General features: G+C 64.3%; 14 protein-coding genes, 1 tRNA gene and 1 pseudogene. 6 read left to right on the top strand and 10 right to left on the bottom strand.

All coding sequences use genetic code 11. The annotated features are described in order from the left end of the window. Positions 1–213 precede the first annotated feature (213 nt). Together QZY03_RS21465 and QZY03_RS21460 are read left to right on the top strand one after the other, a co-directional pair. Positions 214–402 carry a type II toxin-antitoxin system RelE/ParE family toxin gene (locus tag QZY03_RS21465; protein ID WP_295584435.1) on the top strand — a complete coding sequence of 63 codons (189 nt, stop codon included), beginning with the start codon at positions 214–216 and terminating at the stop codon, positions 400–402. Between the two features lie 111 nt (positions 403–513). After that, positions 514–819, top strand: a complete 306-nt coding sequence (locus QZY03_RS21460) for an addiction module antidote protein (protein ID WP_295584433.1) — start codon at positions 514–516, stop codon at positions 817–819. A gap of 308 nt (positions 820–1127) precedes the next feature. Here the strand turns inward: QZY03_RS21460 and QZY03_RS21455 are convergent, their stop codons facing one another. The 5 genes from QZY03_RS21455 to QZY03_RS21435 form a co-directional block, all read right to left on the bottom strand. Then, complete coding sequence (locus QZY03_RS21455) at positions 1128–1853, bottom strand: TIR domain-containing protein (protein ID WP_295584431.1); 726 nt, start codon at positions 1851–1853, stop codon at positions 1128–1130. Beyond that, a complete protein-coding gene (locus tag QZY03_RS21450; protein ID WP_295584429.1) occupies positions 1843–2538 on the bottom strand; it encodes a restriction endonuclease subunit S in 696 nt (231 codons plus the stop codon). The genes QZY03_RS21455 and QZY03_RS21450 overlap by 11 nt, the downstream gene beginning before the upstream one ends. After that, complete coding sequence (locus tag QZY03_RS21445) at positions 2535–4712, bottom strand: class I SAM-dependent DNA methyltransferase (RefSeq protein ID WP_295584428.1); 2178 nt, start codon at positions 4710–4712, stop codon at positions 2535–2537. The genes QZY03_RS21450 and QZY03_RS21445 overlap by 4 nt, the downstream gene beginning before the upstream one ends. A gap of 287 nt (positions 4713–4999) precedes the next feature. Further along, positions 5000–5075, bottom strand: a tRNA-Ala gene (locus QZY03_RS21440). 339 nt (positions 5076–5414) lie between these two features. Further along, positions 5415–6224 carry an inner membrane protein YpjD gene (locus tag QZY03_RS21435; protein ID WP_295584427.1) on the bottom strand — a complete coding sequence of 270 codons (810 nt, stop codon included), beginning with the start codon at positions 6222–6224 and terminating at the stop codon, positions 5415–5417. A 149-nt stretch (positions 6225–6373) separates the two neighbouring features. On the opposite strand from QZY03_RS21435, the gene ffh reads away from it, so the two are divergent. After that, complete coding sequence (gene ffh, locus QZY03_RS21430) at positions 6374–7774, top strand: signal recognition particle protein (protein ID WP_295584425.1); 1401 nt, start codon at positions 6374–6376, stop codon at positions 7772–7774. Positions 7775–7794: 20 nt separating this feature from the next. Further along, entirely contained in the window at positions 7795–8130 is a 336-nt protein-coding gene (locus tag QZY03_RS21425; protein ID WP_020505767.1) for a hypothetical protein, read from the top strand. 17 nt (positions 8131–8147) lie between these two features. On the opposite strand, the gene lgt is transcribed toward QZY03_RS21425, so the two are convergent. Beyond that, complete coding sequence (gene lgt, locus QZY03_RS21420; RefSeq protein WP_295584422.1) at positions 8148–8978, bottom strand: prolipoprotein diacylglyceryl transferase; 831 nt, start codon at positions 8976–8978, stop codon at positions 8148–8150. Positions 8979–9100: 122 nt separating this feature from the next. On the opposite strand from lgt, the gene QZY03_RS21415 reads away from it, so the two are divergent. Both QZY03_RS21415 and QZY03_RS21410 read left to right on the top strand, forming a co-directional pair. Continuing rightward, positions 9101–10543, top strand: coding sequence for a TldD/PmbA family protein (locus QZY03_RS21415; RefSeq protein ID WP_295584420.1), 1443 nt, complete (start codon positions 9101–9103; stop codon positions 10541–10543). After that, positions 10540–11859: a metallopeptidase TldD-related protein gene (locus QZY03_RS21410; protein WP_295584419.1), complete on the top strand. Its 1320-nt coding sequence runs from the start codon at positions 10540–10542 to the stop codon at positions 11857–11859. The genes QZY03_RS21415 and QZY03_RS21410 overlap by 4 nt, the downstream gene beginning before the upstream one ends. A gap of 128 nt (positions 11860–11987) precedes the next feature. On the opposite strand, the gene QZY03_RS21405 is transcribed toward QZY03_RS21410, so the two are convergent. The 4 genes and pseudogenes from QZY03_RS21405 to QZY03_RS21390 form a co-directional block, all read right to left on the bottom strand. Continuing rightward, on the bottom strand, positions 11988–12470 hold the full coding sequence (locus QZY03_RS21405) for a Crp/Fnr family transcriptional regulator (RefSeq protein ID WP_295584418.1): 483 nt from the start codon (positions 12468–12470) through the stop codon (positions 11988–11990). A 159-nt stretch (positions 12471–12629) separates the two neighbouring features. Next, a complete protein-coding gene (locus QZY03_RS21400) occupies positions 12630–14165 on the bottom strand; it encodes a GTPase (protein ID WP_295584416.1) in 1536 nt (511 codons plus the stop codon). Positions 14166–14537: 372 nt separating this feature from the next. Then, positions 14538–15779 carry a GTPase gene (locus QZY03_RS21395; protein WP_295584414.1) on the bottom strand — a complete coding sequence of 414 codons (1242 nt, stop codon included), beginning with the start codon at positions 15777–15779 and terminating at the stop codon, positions 14538–14540. A 20-nt stretch (positions 15780–15799) separates the two neighbouring features. Next, positions 15800–16301: pseudogene (locus QZY03_RS21390) on the bottom strand (hypothetical protein); the annotation flags it as partial.

Here is a 16301-nt window from a genome sequence, read left to right as displayed (position 1 = left end):
TGAATCCCGAACATCGTGCGGCGCGCCTTATCCACCCTACAAAATTGCAGGTTTTGTAGGGTGGATAAGCGCAGCGCATCCACCATCAGCCCCGCCGACGGCTTCACGCTGGATGCTGCCGCCCAAATTTGGAATTGCTGGTCTGCGACCGCGCGCGCTCCCCTCCCGCGTCGTAAACTTGCCCCCCTGTAACCGTTCGATTACGATTACCCTATGGTCACGATCAAGCAAACCCCGGAATTCGCCGCCTGGCTTTCAGGGATCACCGACCGCATGACCCGGCGGCGTCTGGCGACCCGATTGCGTAAGGCATCGCTTGGCAATCTCGGCGACGTGAAGCCGGTCGGGGGCGGCGTCTTCGAGATGCGCGAATTCTTCGGCCCCGGCTGGCGCATGTACTAAGCACCGCGCGGGGCGGTGCTGATCTTGATGCTGGGCGGCGGGGACAAGTCGACCCAGCAGGCCGATATCGCCCGGGCCATCGCCTTGGCGTCCACCCTGGAGGATTGAGCGATGAGCGAGAAGATCCGCATTGCCGACTTGCCCGAGTTCGACATCACCGAGCACCTGGAAGACGACCAGGCCATCGCCGAATATTTGACCATCGTGCTGGAGGAGGACGACCCCGCCTTGTTGGCCGCCGCCATGGGAGACATCGCCCGCGCGCGCGGCATGACCGAGATCGCCAAGGCGAGCGGGATCGCGCGCGAAGCCCTCTACAAGGCACTGCGTGCCGACGCACAGCCGCGTTTCGATACCATCAACCGCGTCTGTCATGCGCTGGGCGTCAAGCTGGTGGCGCAACCGATCGAGACGTGACGCGGGATCTTGCACCGTCAGCGCCCCTCTCGTTGCGATGCTCCAGTGTGGGAATGCCGGTCGGACGCTCCGGCGTCCCGAGCAGCGGACGTGACGCTGGAGCGTCGGGGCTTGCTCCCACACTGGAGCGCTCTTCGTTACACATATGTGTCTCCGACACATCGCAAGCTGTTGATTTCACTACGTGACGATAATGTTGGTCAAGAGCGGCGGAGTCTTACAAAACAGATACTTACGGACTTGTGTATAACGAAGAGCGCTGGAGCGTGGGAGCCAGATGAAATCGCGCTCGGTATGGCCGGGCATCGTTAAGCAGCCGCTGAATGAATAAGGGCATCGGAGATCTTGATTCCTGCACCCTTCATACGCGTGGCCAATTTCACGGCGACTTCCTTAACATGATCGTTGAACTCCAAGTAGATGACGCCGTTTACATCAGTCGGGATTTCCAATGCTCCCTTCTTCAAGAGAACCATTCGCTCTCGACCAAGCGAAGCCAGGACCATTCCTAGTTCGAGAATTACATTCTGACGTGCGCGCGGCTGCCGATCTTGATCAGTCTTGCTCTTCGGGTAGCCATAATCATCCGGAGTGAGAAGCACAATGCCGAAGGCGGCTTCCTTGTAAATCTGCTGCTCAAGGGCTTCGATGAGAGTCTTCGACTCCCCATCGTTATTTTGAAGGATATATGGGTCCAGCCCGAGCCTACGCAGGACAAGTTCAAGCTGTTCGAGTGCGCGCGTGTCATGGCCGTGGACCACAAATATCTTCGTTTTCTCGTCCTTCGGCGTCGAGACAATCGCAGAACTCGATATCGGCACACTTGCCGATAAGATCTGCTCTAGTTCCGCTTTCGGCTCTCCCTTACCCTGGCATTGGATCGTGCCCTTATGAGGCCAGTAGTTGAGGACACCCTTTCTTTGGGATTTGAACGTGTGCTTCCCAATGCCGTCGTCCGACCATTCGCCTTTAATTCCACTCGCGCCGATGAGACCACGCAGTGCGTCGATGCCGTCATGAAATTCAATCGCCATTCAATTCTCCAATTTGGCCGGTAACGGCAGCCGTTATCACCGCTGCGCGATATTCTAGCAAGAGACCCAAGAGGCTCTTTTCGCTAGAGTTCGACGGATCATTTTGGACTATCGAAGTTGGCCCGGGTCCTGACATCTTTCTAATCAGCCCGTCGATACGGGCCGTTTTCTCGTCCAGAAACCGTGCAATGCGTCGCTGCGTGCCGAGCGGCGGGATCTTGACTCGAATATCCAGGAAGCTACCCAGATCGAGATTTTGGATACCAGTGCTTTGCTTCAGATGAGGGAAGGTACCCCGAGCTTCGTAGATCGCCAAGAGGAGGTAGTTGATGAACGCTGGCTCCATGTCCGGTGCGGGCCTGCACCGCGCCAAGAAGTTAGAAGTGATGCTTGGCTCTTCGCCATCAAACAGCACCGCCCTACCGACCAGCTGTTTCTCTCCACCACCTGATTTCTCAAGAATAATGTCCCCGGAGCGCAACGCGAGCTTTTCGTAAATCTCCGGATCAATAGACCGAAGCGTTCGCTCGCCGCCATTAAGACGCCCTCGCCGCCCGTCGAAATCTGCTGCCCGGATACAGACAACATCCGTTTCGCCGTCGGGCTCTGTACCCCAGGCACCGTTCTTACAGCTGGAAAACACCCATTTTAGGCGTTGTTCCTGGTCACTTGGATCGAAAATCATGTCAGTAGCCCCTTCAGCAGCCCGGCGACCTCGCCTTCCAGTCGGCCTATATCCGCCTCGATCTGATCGAGCGGCCGTGGCGGTTTATAGATATAGAAGTGCCGGTTGATCGGGATCTCGTAGCCGACTTTGGTCTTGTCGTAGTCGACCCAGGCATCCGGCACATGGGGCAGGACCTCCCGTGCGATGTAGGCGTCGATCTCGCCCCGGAAGGCCGCAATCAGCCGGTCGTTGGGCTTGTCCGGGCCGAAGTCCATGGGCAGGGGCAGTGCGGTGCCGGGCGGGAGTGGGATGTTCTCGGTGTCCCGCAGCTCGCTATCGGCCTCCGGTTGGCCCTTGGCGTCGCGGCAGATTGCGGAGTCCGGGTCGCGCTGGCCGAGGGCGGCGAAGATGGCCTTCTTGATGGGGGCCGGGAGCTTGAGCCCGGCGCGCTTCGCGGCCTTGGTCAGGTCGGCCTCAAAGGCACTGCGGTTCATGTACCGCCCTTTGCCTTCGAGGGTCGCGAGCAGTTCCCGGATGGCCTCTTGCTGCTTGCGTCCTTCATCCTCCTCACGCTCGACCTGGGCCTTGTCCTTGCGCTTCTTCGAGACGGCGAGATTGGCGAAGGCGCTCTGATCAATGAGTCGCGCGATGCGCTCGGGGCTGGCCGCGAAATGCATGCGCAAGGGGCGCTCGACCGTCACCTTGAGGAAGCCGAACTCGCGGTTGTCGAAGATGCGGGAGATGACGCGGGTCTCGGTCTGTCCGTCGATCTGGACCTCGGCCGTCTCGCCGTCCTGGTAGTTTCCGTAGACGCGGGTGAGAAGGCGGATCTGGTCTTCGGTGATCTCGTTGCGCTTGTTGTTGAGGCTCTTCTTCATCTTCCGGAAGAAACGGGTGCCATCGATGAGCTGCACCTTGCCGCGCCGCTCGGGCGGCTTGCGGTTGGTCACCAGCCAGACGTAGGTGAAGATGCCGGTGTTGTAGAAGAGCTGGTCCGGCAGGGCGACGATGGCGTCGAGCCAGTCGTTCTCGATGATCCAGCGGCGGATGTTGGATGGCCCCGAGCCGGCGTCGCCGGAGAAGAGCGGCGAGCCGTTGGAGACGATGGCGATCCTGGAGCCGGGCCGGTCCTCGTCCCCCTCGGCATAGGGGTACATCTTGGAGATCATGTGCTGGAGGAATAGGAGCGAGCCATCGTTGATGGCCGGCAGCCCGGCGCCGAAGCGGCCGGCGAAACCCAGGGTGTTGTGCTCGCGCTCGACCACGTCCTTCTGGTCCTTCCATTCGACGCCAAAGGGCGGGTTGGCCTTCATGTAGTGGAAGTGCCAGCCCTCGAAACCGTCCCTGGTCTTGCCGTCGCCCAGGGTGTCGCCGAGGACAATGTTGGCGGTGTCCTCGTCCTTGATGAGCAGGTCTGAGCAGCAGATGGCCCAGGCTTCGTCGTTGTATTCCTGGCCGTAGAGGGCAAGCTGCGCCCGGGCATTCTGGGAGAGGATCAGCTTCTCGGATTCGGAGAGCATGCCGCCGGTGCCGCAGGCCGGGTCGTAGATGGTGCGGAAGATGCCGGGTTTGTAGACGTCCTGCTCGCCGGTGTAGATGAGGTTCGCCATGAGGCGGATGGCCTCGCGCGGCGTGAAGTGATCGCCGGCCTCCTCGTTGGCCTGTTCGTTGAAGCGCATCACCAGGTGCTCGAACACGTAGCCCATCTGGAGGTTGTCGATCCGCTTGGGATGAAGATCGATCTCGGCCATGGCCTTGACGATGGTGAAGAGTCGGTTGCGGCCGTCCAGCTTCTCGATCTGGTCGGCGAACTTGAAGCGCTCGAAGATGCGCCGGGCGATGGGCGAGAAGCCGTTGATGTAGGAGACCAGGTTGGGCGCGATGTTCTCGGCGTCGCCGAGGAGGCGAGCGAAGGTGTAGGGGCTGGTGTTATAGAGCGGGTGCTTGCGGTTAGGGTCGGCGGCCTTGCCGAGCAGCCGGTCCATGGCCGCCTCCGGCATCTGCTGGGCCTCCAGTTCGCCGCGTCGCTTGAGAACGGCATCCTTGGTCGGTTCCAGCACGCAGTCGAGCCGGCGCAGGACGACCATCGGGAGCATCACCAGGCGATATTGCGGCGGGTGGTAGGGTCCCCGGAGCCGGTTCGCGATCTCCCAGATCTTGGCCTTAAGCTCTTCGTGCGTCTGAATGTCCACGGATGGTCGTCCTTCTTGTTGGTCGCCGCCATGCATCGGTGCGTGGCTGGGTTGCTTGTTCGTTCTTCCACGGATCGATCGACCTACCCCCGCAGGACTCCAAAGCTGGGGCAAGACCCGCGGGTTGCCGATCACGCCACCGAGGGTGCGCGCCCAATCTGCCAGACCCTTGGGCTTGCAGCCTTCCCCGTTCAACATGCCCGGCTCCCATACGGAACCATCAGGCAACAAAAAGCCCGCTGTTACGCGGGCTTGGGGATTGCCTGGGACGTTCTGAAACGTCTGTTTGGTGGAGCAGAGGGGGATCGAACCCCTGACCTCCGCATTGCGAACGCGGCGCTCTCCCAGCTGAGCTACTGCCCCGAACATGGTGCCCCGAGCATCGGTGGTCCGATCGCGGGGCCGCTCCGGATGGTGGGTCTGTCTCCATCACGGAGCGAGAATTCTGCACTGTTGCGAGGCTCCGGGCAAGTCCCCCGTGGCTTCCGCAGCAGTTCCAGTTCTGAGAGTCTCGTGCAGCCCCTGGTGGATGCGGCGCGCACGACCGACGTACCAAATTCCGAACATCGTGCGGCGCGCCTTATCCACCCTACAACAGCGCAGGTTTTGTAGGGTGGATAAGCGCAGCGCATCCACCATCAGTCTCGCCGACGGCTCCATGCTGGATGCTGCCGCCCAAATTTGGAATTGCTGTGGATTCCCTTACCTCGGCAGGATGAATTCGATGACGACCTTACTGCCGAAGTAGGCGAGGATCAGGATCAGGAAGCCGCTCAGGGTCCAGGTGATCGCGGTGCGTCCGCGCCAGCCGTAGCGGAAGCGCCCAAGCAGGAGTGCGCCGAAGACCACCCAGGCCAGGGTGGACAGCACGGTTTTGTGGACCAGATGCTGGGCGAACATGTTCTGCAGGAAGGCGAATCCGGACAGCAGGGCCAGCGTCAGGAGCACGAAGCCCGCGGCGATCATCTCGAACAGCAGGCTCTCCATGGTCTGCAGCGGCGGCAGCCCCCGCACGAAGCTGCTGGCGTGGCGGTTGCGTAAATGGTTGTCCTGGATCGCCAGCAGGATCGCCTGGACGGCGGCCAGGGTCAGCAGGCTGTAGGCGAGCATTGAGAGCAGGACATGGAGTTTCAGCGGCCAGCTCGCGGTCGCGCTCAGGAAGGCGACTTCGCCGAAGGCCGACTCGAGCACCAGGGTCACCGCTGCCACCGGGAGCAGGATCAGACCCAGGTTCTCCACCGGCTTGGTCAGGCTGGAGACCAGCAGCAGGGTGATCACGGTCCAGGAGGTGAGGGCCAGGGCGTTGAAGAAGGCCAGGTTCAGTCCGACTTGACTGAAAATACTGTTCCATAACAGCCAGGTATGGAGAATCAGGCCGGCGAAGCCGAGTGATAGCGCAACGTCGCGGCTGGGGACCCAAGCCTCGTGCGGGCGAAACAGGCGCAAGCCGATCACGCTGGTGGCGGCCAGATAGAAGAGGATGGCGGAGGCGGAGAAGAGTATGTGCGTCATGATGTGCGGATAATGGCATAAAGCGGCGGTCCGGAAAACGTTGCGGCGGCGCTATACTGCCAGAATTTGCGCGGGACATCGTTGGCGCGGGGTGCGGATGCCGCATGTCGACGGCCGGCGACCACTGTCAGGCATCATCGAGGTCAAGCATGTTCGAGAATCTCCAGGAGCGCTTCGGGCGCGTGTTGAACAACCTGCGCGGCCAGGGGCGTTTGACCGAGGACAATATCAAGGACACGATGCGCGAGGTGCGTATGGCCCTGCTGGAGGCGGATGTGGCCCTGCCGGTCGTGCGTCAGTTCGTCGATCAGGTGCGCGAGAAGGCCTTGGGCGAGGAGGTCATGCGCAGCCTGACCCCGGGTCAGGTGCTGATCAAGATCGTCAACGACGAACTGATCGCCCTGATGGGCGAGGCCAACGAGCGTCTGGACCTCACGGCGCAACCGCCCGCGGTGGTGCTGATGGCGGGCCTGCAGGGCTCGGGCAAGACCACCAGCGTGGCCAAGCTCGCCCGCTGGCTGCAGGAGAAGCAGAAGAAGACCGTGCTGGTGGTGAGTTGCGACGTCTACCGTCCGGCCGCCATCGAGCAGTTGCGCACGGTGGCCGCCGAGGTCGGCGCGAGCTTCCTGCCGAGCAGCGGCGATCAGGACCCGGTGGCCATCGCCCGCGCCGGTCTGGATGCGGCGCGCAAGCAGTTCAAGGATGTGCTGATCGTCGATACCGCCGGCCGGCTGCATGTGGACGCGGCCATGATGGATGAGATCAAGGCGATCCACGCCGCCATCAATCCGATCGAGACCCTGTTCGTGGTCGACGCCATGACCGGTCAGGATGCGGCGAACACCGCCAAGGCGTTCAACGAGGCGCTGCCGCTGACCGGTGTCATCCTCACCAAGACCGACGGTGATGCCCGTGGCGGCGCGGCCCTGTCCATCCGCCAGATCACCGGCAAGCCGATCAAGTTCTTGGGGACCGGCGAGAAGACCACCGCCCTGGAACCCTTCCACCCGGATCGGGTCGCCTCCCGTATCCTCGGGATGGGCGACGTGATTTCGCTGGTCGAGGAGATGCAGTCCAAGGTTGATCGGGAGCAGGCCGAGCGGTTGGTCAAGAAGCTCAAGAAGGGCAAGGACTTCGATCTGGCCGACTTCAAGGAACAGTTGGAGCAGATGAGCAAGCTCGGTGGGATGGCGAGCCTGATGGATAAGCTGCCGGGCATGAACCAGGTCCCGGAGCACATGAAGAATCAGGTCAACGACAAGGAGATGGGTAAGTTGGTCGCGATCATCAACTCGATGACGCTGCAGGAGCGACAGTTTCCGGCAGTGATCAAGGGTTCGCGCCGCCGGCGTATCGCCCTGGGATCGGGAACCCAGGTCCAGGATGTGAACAAGCTGCTTAAGCAGTTCACACAGATGCAGAAGATGATGAAGAAAATGAAGGGCGGCGGTATGGCCAAGATGATGCGCGCGATCGGCGGGCGCATGCCGGGCGGTTTCCCCGGGGGGTTCCCGGGAGGCGGTATGCCGCCGGGTGGGTTCGGTCTCTAAACCAAGGATTTCTGCGCACTATGCACTATCGAGTCTTCTATCTCTTCGAGCGCTCCGGTGAGTCCGTGTCGTCCGCCAGTGCCATTGAGATGAGCGCGCGTGACATCCGCGAGCAGTTGCTGCCGCGGCTTCAGTCCGAGGATGACTTCCTCGGTCTCATCGATCCACAGGACACCACGCTGCAGATTCTGTGCGAGCCCAAGGCGGCGCGGTACTGGGTCGAACTGCCGGTGGAGGCTGCCAAGGCCTCTTATGGCAAGCATATGGACCTGGATGAGCTTCAGGAGTTCGTGCGGCAACTGCCGGCGGTGTTCACCTCGCGGGCCATCCCGGGGCTGGTGTATCGGCCCTGGTAGGCTTGGACTCCTGCGGCTCAGGCGGTTGGGCGCCGACGGTAAGCGAGGCCGAGGAACAGCGCCCCGAACAGGATCATGGGCAATGAGAGGATTTGCCCCATGGTGAGCCAGTCGAAGGCGAGGTAGCCGAGGTGGGCGTCCGGGGTGCGTACGAACTCGACCAGGAAGCGGAACAACCCGTAGAGCAGCAGGAAGAGCCCGGAGACCGCCATCATCGGCCGCGGTCGGCTGGAGAAGAACCAGAGAATCAGGAACAGGACCAGGCCCTCCAGTGCAGCCTCGTAGAGCTGCGAGGCGTGCACCGCGGGGCTGAGCAGTGCGCTCGCCGGCTGATCCGCGCATTGGTCGGGAAACTGGATGCAGGGCAGTTGCACGCCCCAGGGCGCATCAGTGCGATGGCCCCAGAGTTCCCCGTTGATGAAGTTGCCGATGCGCCCGAACAGGAGCCCGGTCGGTACCAAGGGGGCGATGAAGTCCGCCGCCTGGAAGAAGTGCAGCCCGTGGCGGCGGGCGAACAGGGCCATCGCCAAGACGACCCCGAGCAGGCCGCCGTGGAAGGACATTCCGCCTTCCCAAACCTTAATTAAATTCAGCGGGTTCGCTAGAATCTGATCAAACCCGTAGAAGACCATGTAGCCCAGCCGGCCGCCGGCGATGACACCGATGACGCAGTAAAAGATCAGGTCGTCGACCATGTCCGCGTTCCAGCCCGAGCCGGGGCGCGACGCGCGCCATCGACCCAGCCCCCAGGCGAAGGCAAAGCCGAGCAGATACATAAGCCCGTACCAATGGACGCGCAGCGGTCCGATGGCGATGGCGATGGGGTCGATGTCGGGGTAGGTCAGCATGGCGCGGGATGGTATCACGGACCGATGAAAACCTTGTGACCGTTGTGCAGGATGCGGTTGACAGCGGCGCGGACTACACCCAGATTCACCCTTTGATCATCGCTTGAGACCAGCACTGTCCCATGGACCGACTCCACCAGATCGCCGAGCGTTTCGCCGCCGCGGCCCCCGCCTGCGACTACTGGACCCTGCGTCTGGTAGACGAGGAATCCGACCACCTGGCCGTGCGTCAGGGCGTGGTCGAACCCAGCGCCTTGGGCGCTTCACTGGGCGCCATGGTCACCTTGGTGGTCGGGGGCGGGGTTGGTTACGGCGCCACCAGCGACCTGAGCCCCGCGGGTTTGCGGGCTGCCGCGGACCAGGCCCTGGGGTGGGCCGCGCGTCATGCCTGGCTCGGGCTCTTCGATGCCGCCCACTATCCGCGCAGCGCCCTGCGGGCTGATTACCACGGCCCGGTCGCCGAGCCCTGGGAGGCCATGCGCCTGCCGGATAAGCTCCTGCTGCTCCAGGAGGCCAACCAGGCGCTGGCGCTGGATGAACGTATCGTCGACTGGTCCGCCTGGCTTGCGTACCGCCGGGTCCAGCAACTCCTGGTGACCAGCGACGGGGGCCATATCACCCAGGTCTGGACCTATGTCAGCCCCGGTCTGGCGGCGGTGGCCAACGCGGGGAGTCAGACCCAGCGCCGTCACGGCGGCGGCGCCGACTGGTCCCAGCAGGGCGGGCTGGAGCGAATCAGCGCCGCCGGCCTGTTGGCGGACGCCCCGCGGGTGGCGGAGGAGGCGATCGCGCTCCTCACCGCGCCGGAGTGTCCGCGGGATACGCGTGACCTGATTTTGACCCCCGGCCAGATGGTCTTGCAGATTCACGAGAGCATCGGCCATCCGCTGGAACTGGACCGTATCCTCGGCGATGAACGCAATTACGCGGGCACCAGTTTCGTGACCCCCGAGATGTTCGGGACCTATCGTTACGGCTCCGAGTTGCTTAATGTCACCTTCGATCCGACCGTCCCCGGTGAGTTGGTCTCCGGTGCGGCGGACGACGACGGCACGCCGTCACGGCGCGAGTATCTGATCCGCAATGGCATCCTGGAGCGGCCGCTGGGCGGGGTGTTGTCGCAGGCGCGCAGCGGCCTGCCGGGCACCGCGAACGCCCGCGCCTGCGCCTGGGACCGACCGCCCATCGATCGCATGGCGAATATCAATCTGGAGCCGGGGGAGGGGACGCTCGATGCGCTGATCGCGCGGGTGGAGCGGGGCATCCTGATGGACACCAACCGTTCCTGGTCGATCGACGACAGTCGCAACAAGTTCCAGTTCGGGTGTGAGTTGGGTCGGCTCATCGTCGACGGTGAACTCAAGGGCCTGGTCCGAAACCCCGGTTACCGCGGCATTTCGGCCGAGTTCTGGCGGAGTCTGGACGGTGTCGGCGGGCCCGCCGCGCGCGAGGTGCGCGGCGTGCAGAACTGCGGTAAAGGCGAGCCCAATCAATCGGTCTATGTGGGACACGCCACTCCGCCCGCGCTGTTCCGGTCGGTTGCGGTCTTCGGGGGTGGGGAATGAATCAGGATGCGTTCTATAGCCTGAGTGAGCAGCTCTGCGCCGGGCTGCGCGGGGATGAGCACCTCTTTTGCAGTCTGGACGCCGAGTCATCGGATTTCGTGCGGCTCAACCGCAACCGCATTCGTCAGGCCGGCGCGGTGCGCTCAGCCGTGCTCGGGCTGAATCTGATCAGCGGCGCGCGGCAGGCCGAGGCGGCTTGCGACTTGAGCGGTGAACTGGAGCAGGATTTGACGCTCGCCCGGGGTCTGCTGGCGCGGCTGCGCGAGCGCCTCGCCCATGTGCCGGATGATCCGTACCTGAATTATTCGACTGAACCGTCCGTGAGCGACTGCTGGGTCGGGGAAACGCCGCCCGACGCCGGGGCCGCCGTCGCCGATCTGATCACGGCCGCCGCCGGTTTGGATTTGGTTGGGATCTGGGCCTCCGGTGAGATCAGCGCGGGTCTGGCCAGTTCCATCGGCCATAGCCACTGGCATGCGAGCACCAGTTTCAACCTGGACTGGAGCGCCTATCTGGAGTCGGACAAGGCGGTTAAGGCGAGCTACAGCGGTCTGACCTGGGAGCCCGGAGTTCTGGCCGGCAAGCTTGAAGCGATGCGCCAGGGGCTTGCCGTGATGGCGCGTCCGGCGCGCGTCATCACACCAGGCCGCTACCGAGCCTACCTGGCTCCGGCCGCTGTTGCGGAACTGATGGGCATGCTCGCCTGGGGTGGCTTCGATCTCAAGAGTCACCGTACCCGCCAGACCCCGTTGCTCAAGTTGATTCGCGGTGAACGCGCGTTCGATCCCCGCGTGACCATCCGCGAGGAGCAGGACCGCGGTCTCACGCCCGTGTTCACCGGTGATGGCTTCATCCAGCCGGGGCGGGTCACGCTGATCGACCAGGGCCGTTTCGGGCACTGCCTGGTCGACTCGCGGGATGCCAAGGAGTACGGTGAGCCGGTCAACGCGGCCGGGGGTTCCCCTGCGTCCGTGGGGCTCGATCCGGGCGAGTTGGCGCCGGCGGACGTCCTCGCCCGGCTCGATACCGGGCTGTGGATTGGCAACCTGTGGTATTGCAATTGGTCGGACCCCAATGATGCGCGGGTCACCGGTATGACGCGCTTCGGCACCTGGTGGGTCGAGCAGGGCCGGATTGAGGCTCCGGTCAAGGTCATGCGGTTCGACGACAGCCTCTATCACCTGCTCGGCGACCGGCTGGAAGGGCTGACGACCGAGCGGGATCTCCTGATGGACCCGCAGACCTACGAAGGGCGCAGCACCGAGAGTGCTCTGTTGCCGGGAGCGCTGGTGGGGGGGATCGAACTGGCGTTGTAAACTTGGTCTTGTGAGTCGCCGTGGCGCTTAGGTGATTTCCGACAATTTGGATACCGTGTAGGTGCGACTTCAGTCGCACCTGCGTCCGAATCGGGGCGACTGAAGTCGCCCCTACACCTCAAATCACCTCAGTAACGCCCGCGGCTCCGCGTCATATAATTGCGAAGCTCGGTGCCTTCGACGTTCGCGCGCATGAGGTTGGCGTGGGTGATGCGGAAGATCGCACGCATGACCTTGTAGACGATCCGTTGGTGGGTGTCGAGCAAGGTTTCAAATGCCTCGGGCTCCAGAGTCAGCACGGTGCTGTCACCGATCGAGCGCAACGCGGCCTTGCGTTGCGAGCCGTCGACGAAAGCTCGGGTGCCGGCGCATTCGCCGGCGCGCATCTGGTAGACGGTTTCCTCGTTGGGTCCGACGCTCTTGCCGACGGCGATGCGGCCCTCCGCGAGCAGCACCAGGGTATGCCGCGTTTCCCCCTCGGAGACTAGCGTCTCGCGGTCGTGCAGGGTCATCACCCCCATGCGCCCGGCGAGCACCTGGGCCTCGGCCTCAGTGAGCTCAGTGCCCAGAACGGAGCGCCGCAGGACGTCCGGTTTATTAAGGTCATTCATCGATTGGTCCCCCTTGGTGGCGGCGGGATGTCATAGTTCTTAGGTCCGCCCTCGACAAGTCTGCGACCTCATACCCGTGAAGTCCAGCCGATCGCGCCGAAAAAATATGTCGTGGGGTTGACGGTTTCCGCGGGACCGCAAGTGCCGCCGGATGATCGCTCAGCCGATGATCCGCCGCGGCAGCGTGGCGAGGAACCGGCCGGCCCCCGCCAGTTGCTGCCGCAGCAGTGACCAGTTCTCCGAGCGCTTGCGTTCATCCAGGCAGCGCAGGAGCCGGACCCGATCGGCTGGTCCCTGACGTTCGAGGAGCGCGGCCCACAGGCTGTCGGCGACGTTGTAAACACGACCCTCGGCCAGACAGACCGGAACGGCGTCGGCTGTCGGTACCTCCAGATCCGCGGCGACGGCTTCCACCGCGGCGCGGATGTTGGCGGCCTTGGTGCCCTGGGGGTTGATCAGGTCATAGGGGGGCTGCCACTCGCGCGGCGGGCGCAACAGGTCGATGTGGCTCACGACGATCAGGAGTGGCGGTGGGTGATGGTCGGGTTTGCTGTTCCAGAGGGCGCGGATGCGGTCCAGGGCGGTGCGCTCGCCCTGGCGATCGGGGCGATGCGCGGCGGTGACCCAGAGCACCAGATCGGCGTCGGCGACCAGCGTCTCCAGGGTCTTGGGCGGCAGTCCGGCCGTGTCGATGCCGGGGCTGTCGAAGATCAGGGCGGTGGTGAGGCCATCCCGTTCCAGTCGATAAGGGGTGACGGGCATGGCGGGGTCGGGCAGGACATCGGTTGGCGCCGTCAGGCGCCCGAACAGCGCGTTGATCAGGCTCGACTTGCCGGCGTTGGCCCGACCCAGGATCAGGATGCGCAGGGGTTCGTCGGCCTGATTAGACGCGGTGTCGGCCGCCCGCGCCTGGTCGCGTCGGGACGCGGGTGTGGCCGCGGCGGGCGGCGCGTCCGTGGTCAGGGTCAGGCGACCGCTGTACAGGGCAATGGCGTAGTAGCCGACCTTCCGGACGTATTCCTGGAGCAGCCAGCGGTGCAGGTCGGCCCAGGCGGCGTCAAAGGCACGGCCGCGCAGCCGCTCCCAGGTCTCGCCCAGCAGCGCGCTGGCCGGGTTGATCACCAGCCGGCCGGCGCGATAGAGGTCGAGCAGACGTGAGGCGGTCGATTTCCAACGGTAGGCGCGCAGCAGGTCGCCCATGGTCAGGCGGTGGCTGAACGGGATCTGCGCGGCGATCTCGGTGCGCAGGTCGCGACAGGCGCGTTCGATGATCAGCAGTCCGTGCGGCAGGGTGAGTTCCAGCAAGGGCTGGGCCTTCTGCGGGTGATAGATGCGCGCCACCTGGTCGAGCGCGGCGCGTCCCAGATCGGCGAGCCGCGGGCCATCGGACAGCGGCCAGTCCGCGGGCTGGATGGCCGTCGCCATGGCTTCGATGGCATCCCAGGCGGTCTTGGACTGGGGGGGCCAGGCGGGGTCTGGGGTGGTCTGGGCGCCGGCGAGCAGGCGCGCGTCACGGCGGCGCAGCCCGTATTGGAGCCCGTAGCCGAGTGCGCTGCACGCGACCATGGCGGCCATCCAATACAGGACGGTGCCGGTTTCCCAGAGCCGCCAAAGCCCCAGCGGCAGGAGCGCGGCGACCGGCAGGGTCCAGAGCAACAGCGCGGCGAGGCGCAGACGGTCACTGCGGTTGAGCATCAGTATGGGTCCGCGGAAGTCCGTTCGGGAATGTCTTCAGCATCGTTGTCGTAATCGTAATCGTAATCGTAATCGAAGTCGTAGCTCTCTGATTCTCAAACACACATCGAGGCTTCGCTGTCCGCGCCGGGTCAGCATTGCAGACCTCGATCAAGATTCCGGCCACTTGGGCTCGCCGGGTGCGTAGTCAGGCCATCCTGGCCTGACACTGTCAGGGCTGGAAGCCCTGACTACGCACGCCGCTGGCCGGGATTACGATCAAGGCCGCATTGCAACCCAATGGCATCGCTTCTTCGATTACGATTACGACAACGACAACGACAACGACAACGAAATGCGTTCGAATTTCTTACTCACGTTCAGTTGCGTACATTAGTTCCTACCCCCCGTGCTCGCCTCTTGCTCGCTCGCAAGCAGCTGCGCCCCCGCGGCCAGGGCCTGGGTGTAGGTCCGGCGCAGCGTCGTGCTGTCGATCCGTTCACCCAGGCGTCGAGTGCCGAAGTAGTAACAGGCGGCCTTGCCCAGCGCATAGGTTGTCGCCCCGCTTGCGGTCGCTCCCCAGAGCACGCCCAGGGTCTGACCGAGGACCGGCACCCACTTGACCAGCCCGCGCCCGGCGAGGCGCGCCAGATAGCCGGTGCCGATCCCCAGGCCCAGCAGGCCGAGAAACTCGGACAGGTCCTGGCCGCTCCAGCGCTGGCCATAGATGGCGGCCAGGCTGTGCAGGAGCTTGGCCTGCACCGCCGGCACCATCACCAGATCGACCGCCGGCAAGGCGCCAACGCCGGCCGCGGCCAGGGCGTAGCCGACGATGTGGGGGTGAGCGGTGCGGGCAAAGGTGTCGCGGACTTCGGCGTCACCGCCCAGCAGCGCATGCAACCCCAGGGCCGAGACTTCCCCGATGGCGCCCCAGAGGGCGGCCAATCCATAGTCGGCCGGTGCCAGATCGTCCTCCGGCAGGGTCAGGTCGATCGGCACCCAGCGCGCGGCCGAGTCTCCGGTCAGTTTGCCCAGGCCGGCGCGTTGGGCGTGCAGGGCGCGGGTCAGATCGTTGGGGACGGTGGGCGGCCAGGGCTGCTGATCGAAGGGGTAGGGCAGGCAGTGACCGGCGCCCGGCGGATAGGCCTCGTGCAGTCCGGTCTGGGCGATGACGACCGGCCAATGAGGATGGCGGCGGCGCACCGCCTGCAAGACCCGGAACACCTCCGCCTGATCCAGGTCGGTGGCCTTCATGACCCCCAGGATCAGGTGGGCCTGGGACTCGCAGTAGTCGATGTCCTCACGCGGGTCATAGGCTGTCTCGCCCAAGCCGCGGGTATCGAGGAAGCGCACCACCGGGGCCGGGGTGGGGAAGTCATAGCTGCGGGCCGTTCGGGTGCAGGCACGAAAGCCGTTGCCGATGACCGCATGCGGGCTTCCGGTCAGCGCGCGGATGATGGACGTTTTGCCGGACTGGGCCTTGCCGAGCAGCCAGATCACCGGTAGCGGCTGCCGCGCCCGGGCCTCGTTGAGCGCCGACTCCAGGGCCGCGTCGGCGACCCGCGGTTGCAGCAGCAAGCGGCGTAGTGCGACCCAGTCCGGGCGCCAGGTTCTTGAGTTGGTCGGCGGCAGCATCTTGGACGATTGCTTGGCGTTCAGGCGGTGCGGTTGGCGCGCAGCAGGGCCAGTGCCTCGGTCTGGCTGGGTGCACTCATGCAGTCTTGAATCAGGCGCGGGTCCAGCGTCGGGAGGAAGCGGCTGCGGGCGGCAACCCGGTAGCCATCGCCCCCCAAAGCGTAACACCGCAACCTGCCATCCTGCCAAACGCTCCAGCCGACACCGCTGAGCAGAATGCGCTGGTCGACCCGATGCGGGTCCGGGGGGGGCGGGCAGGAGAGACAGTCGGCGGTGGCGGCCATGGATTCGCCCTCGGGCGTGAGGCTCGACAGGGATACGGTCTGCAGATCGGAGCCTAGCACAAAGCACGACCGGCGTGCCTGCAACCCCGGCAGTCGACAGCAGTTCCAAATTTGGGTGGCCGCCGCCAACAGCGTGTCGGCAGCGAGGCCAATGGTGGATGCGCTGCGCTTATCCACCCTACAGAACCGGCCCCGCTGTAGGGTGGATAAGGCGCGCCGCTCGGTGTCAGGGACCCGG

Origin of the sequence: uncultured Lamprocystis sp., assembly GCF_903933125.1 — a bacterium.
Lineage (GTDB): Bacteria > Pseudomonadota > Gammaproteobacteria > Chromatiales > Chromatiaceae > Thiodictyon.
Note: the sequence above shows the minus strand (reverse complement) of the source record. Positions and strands in the feature narration are given on the sequence as shown.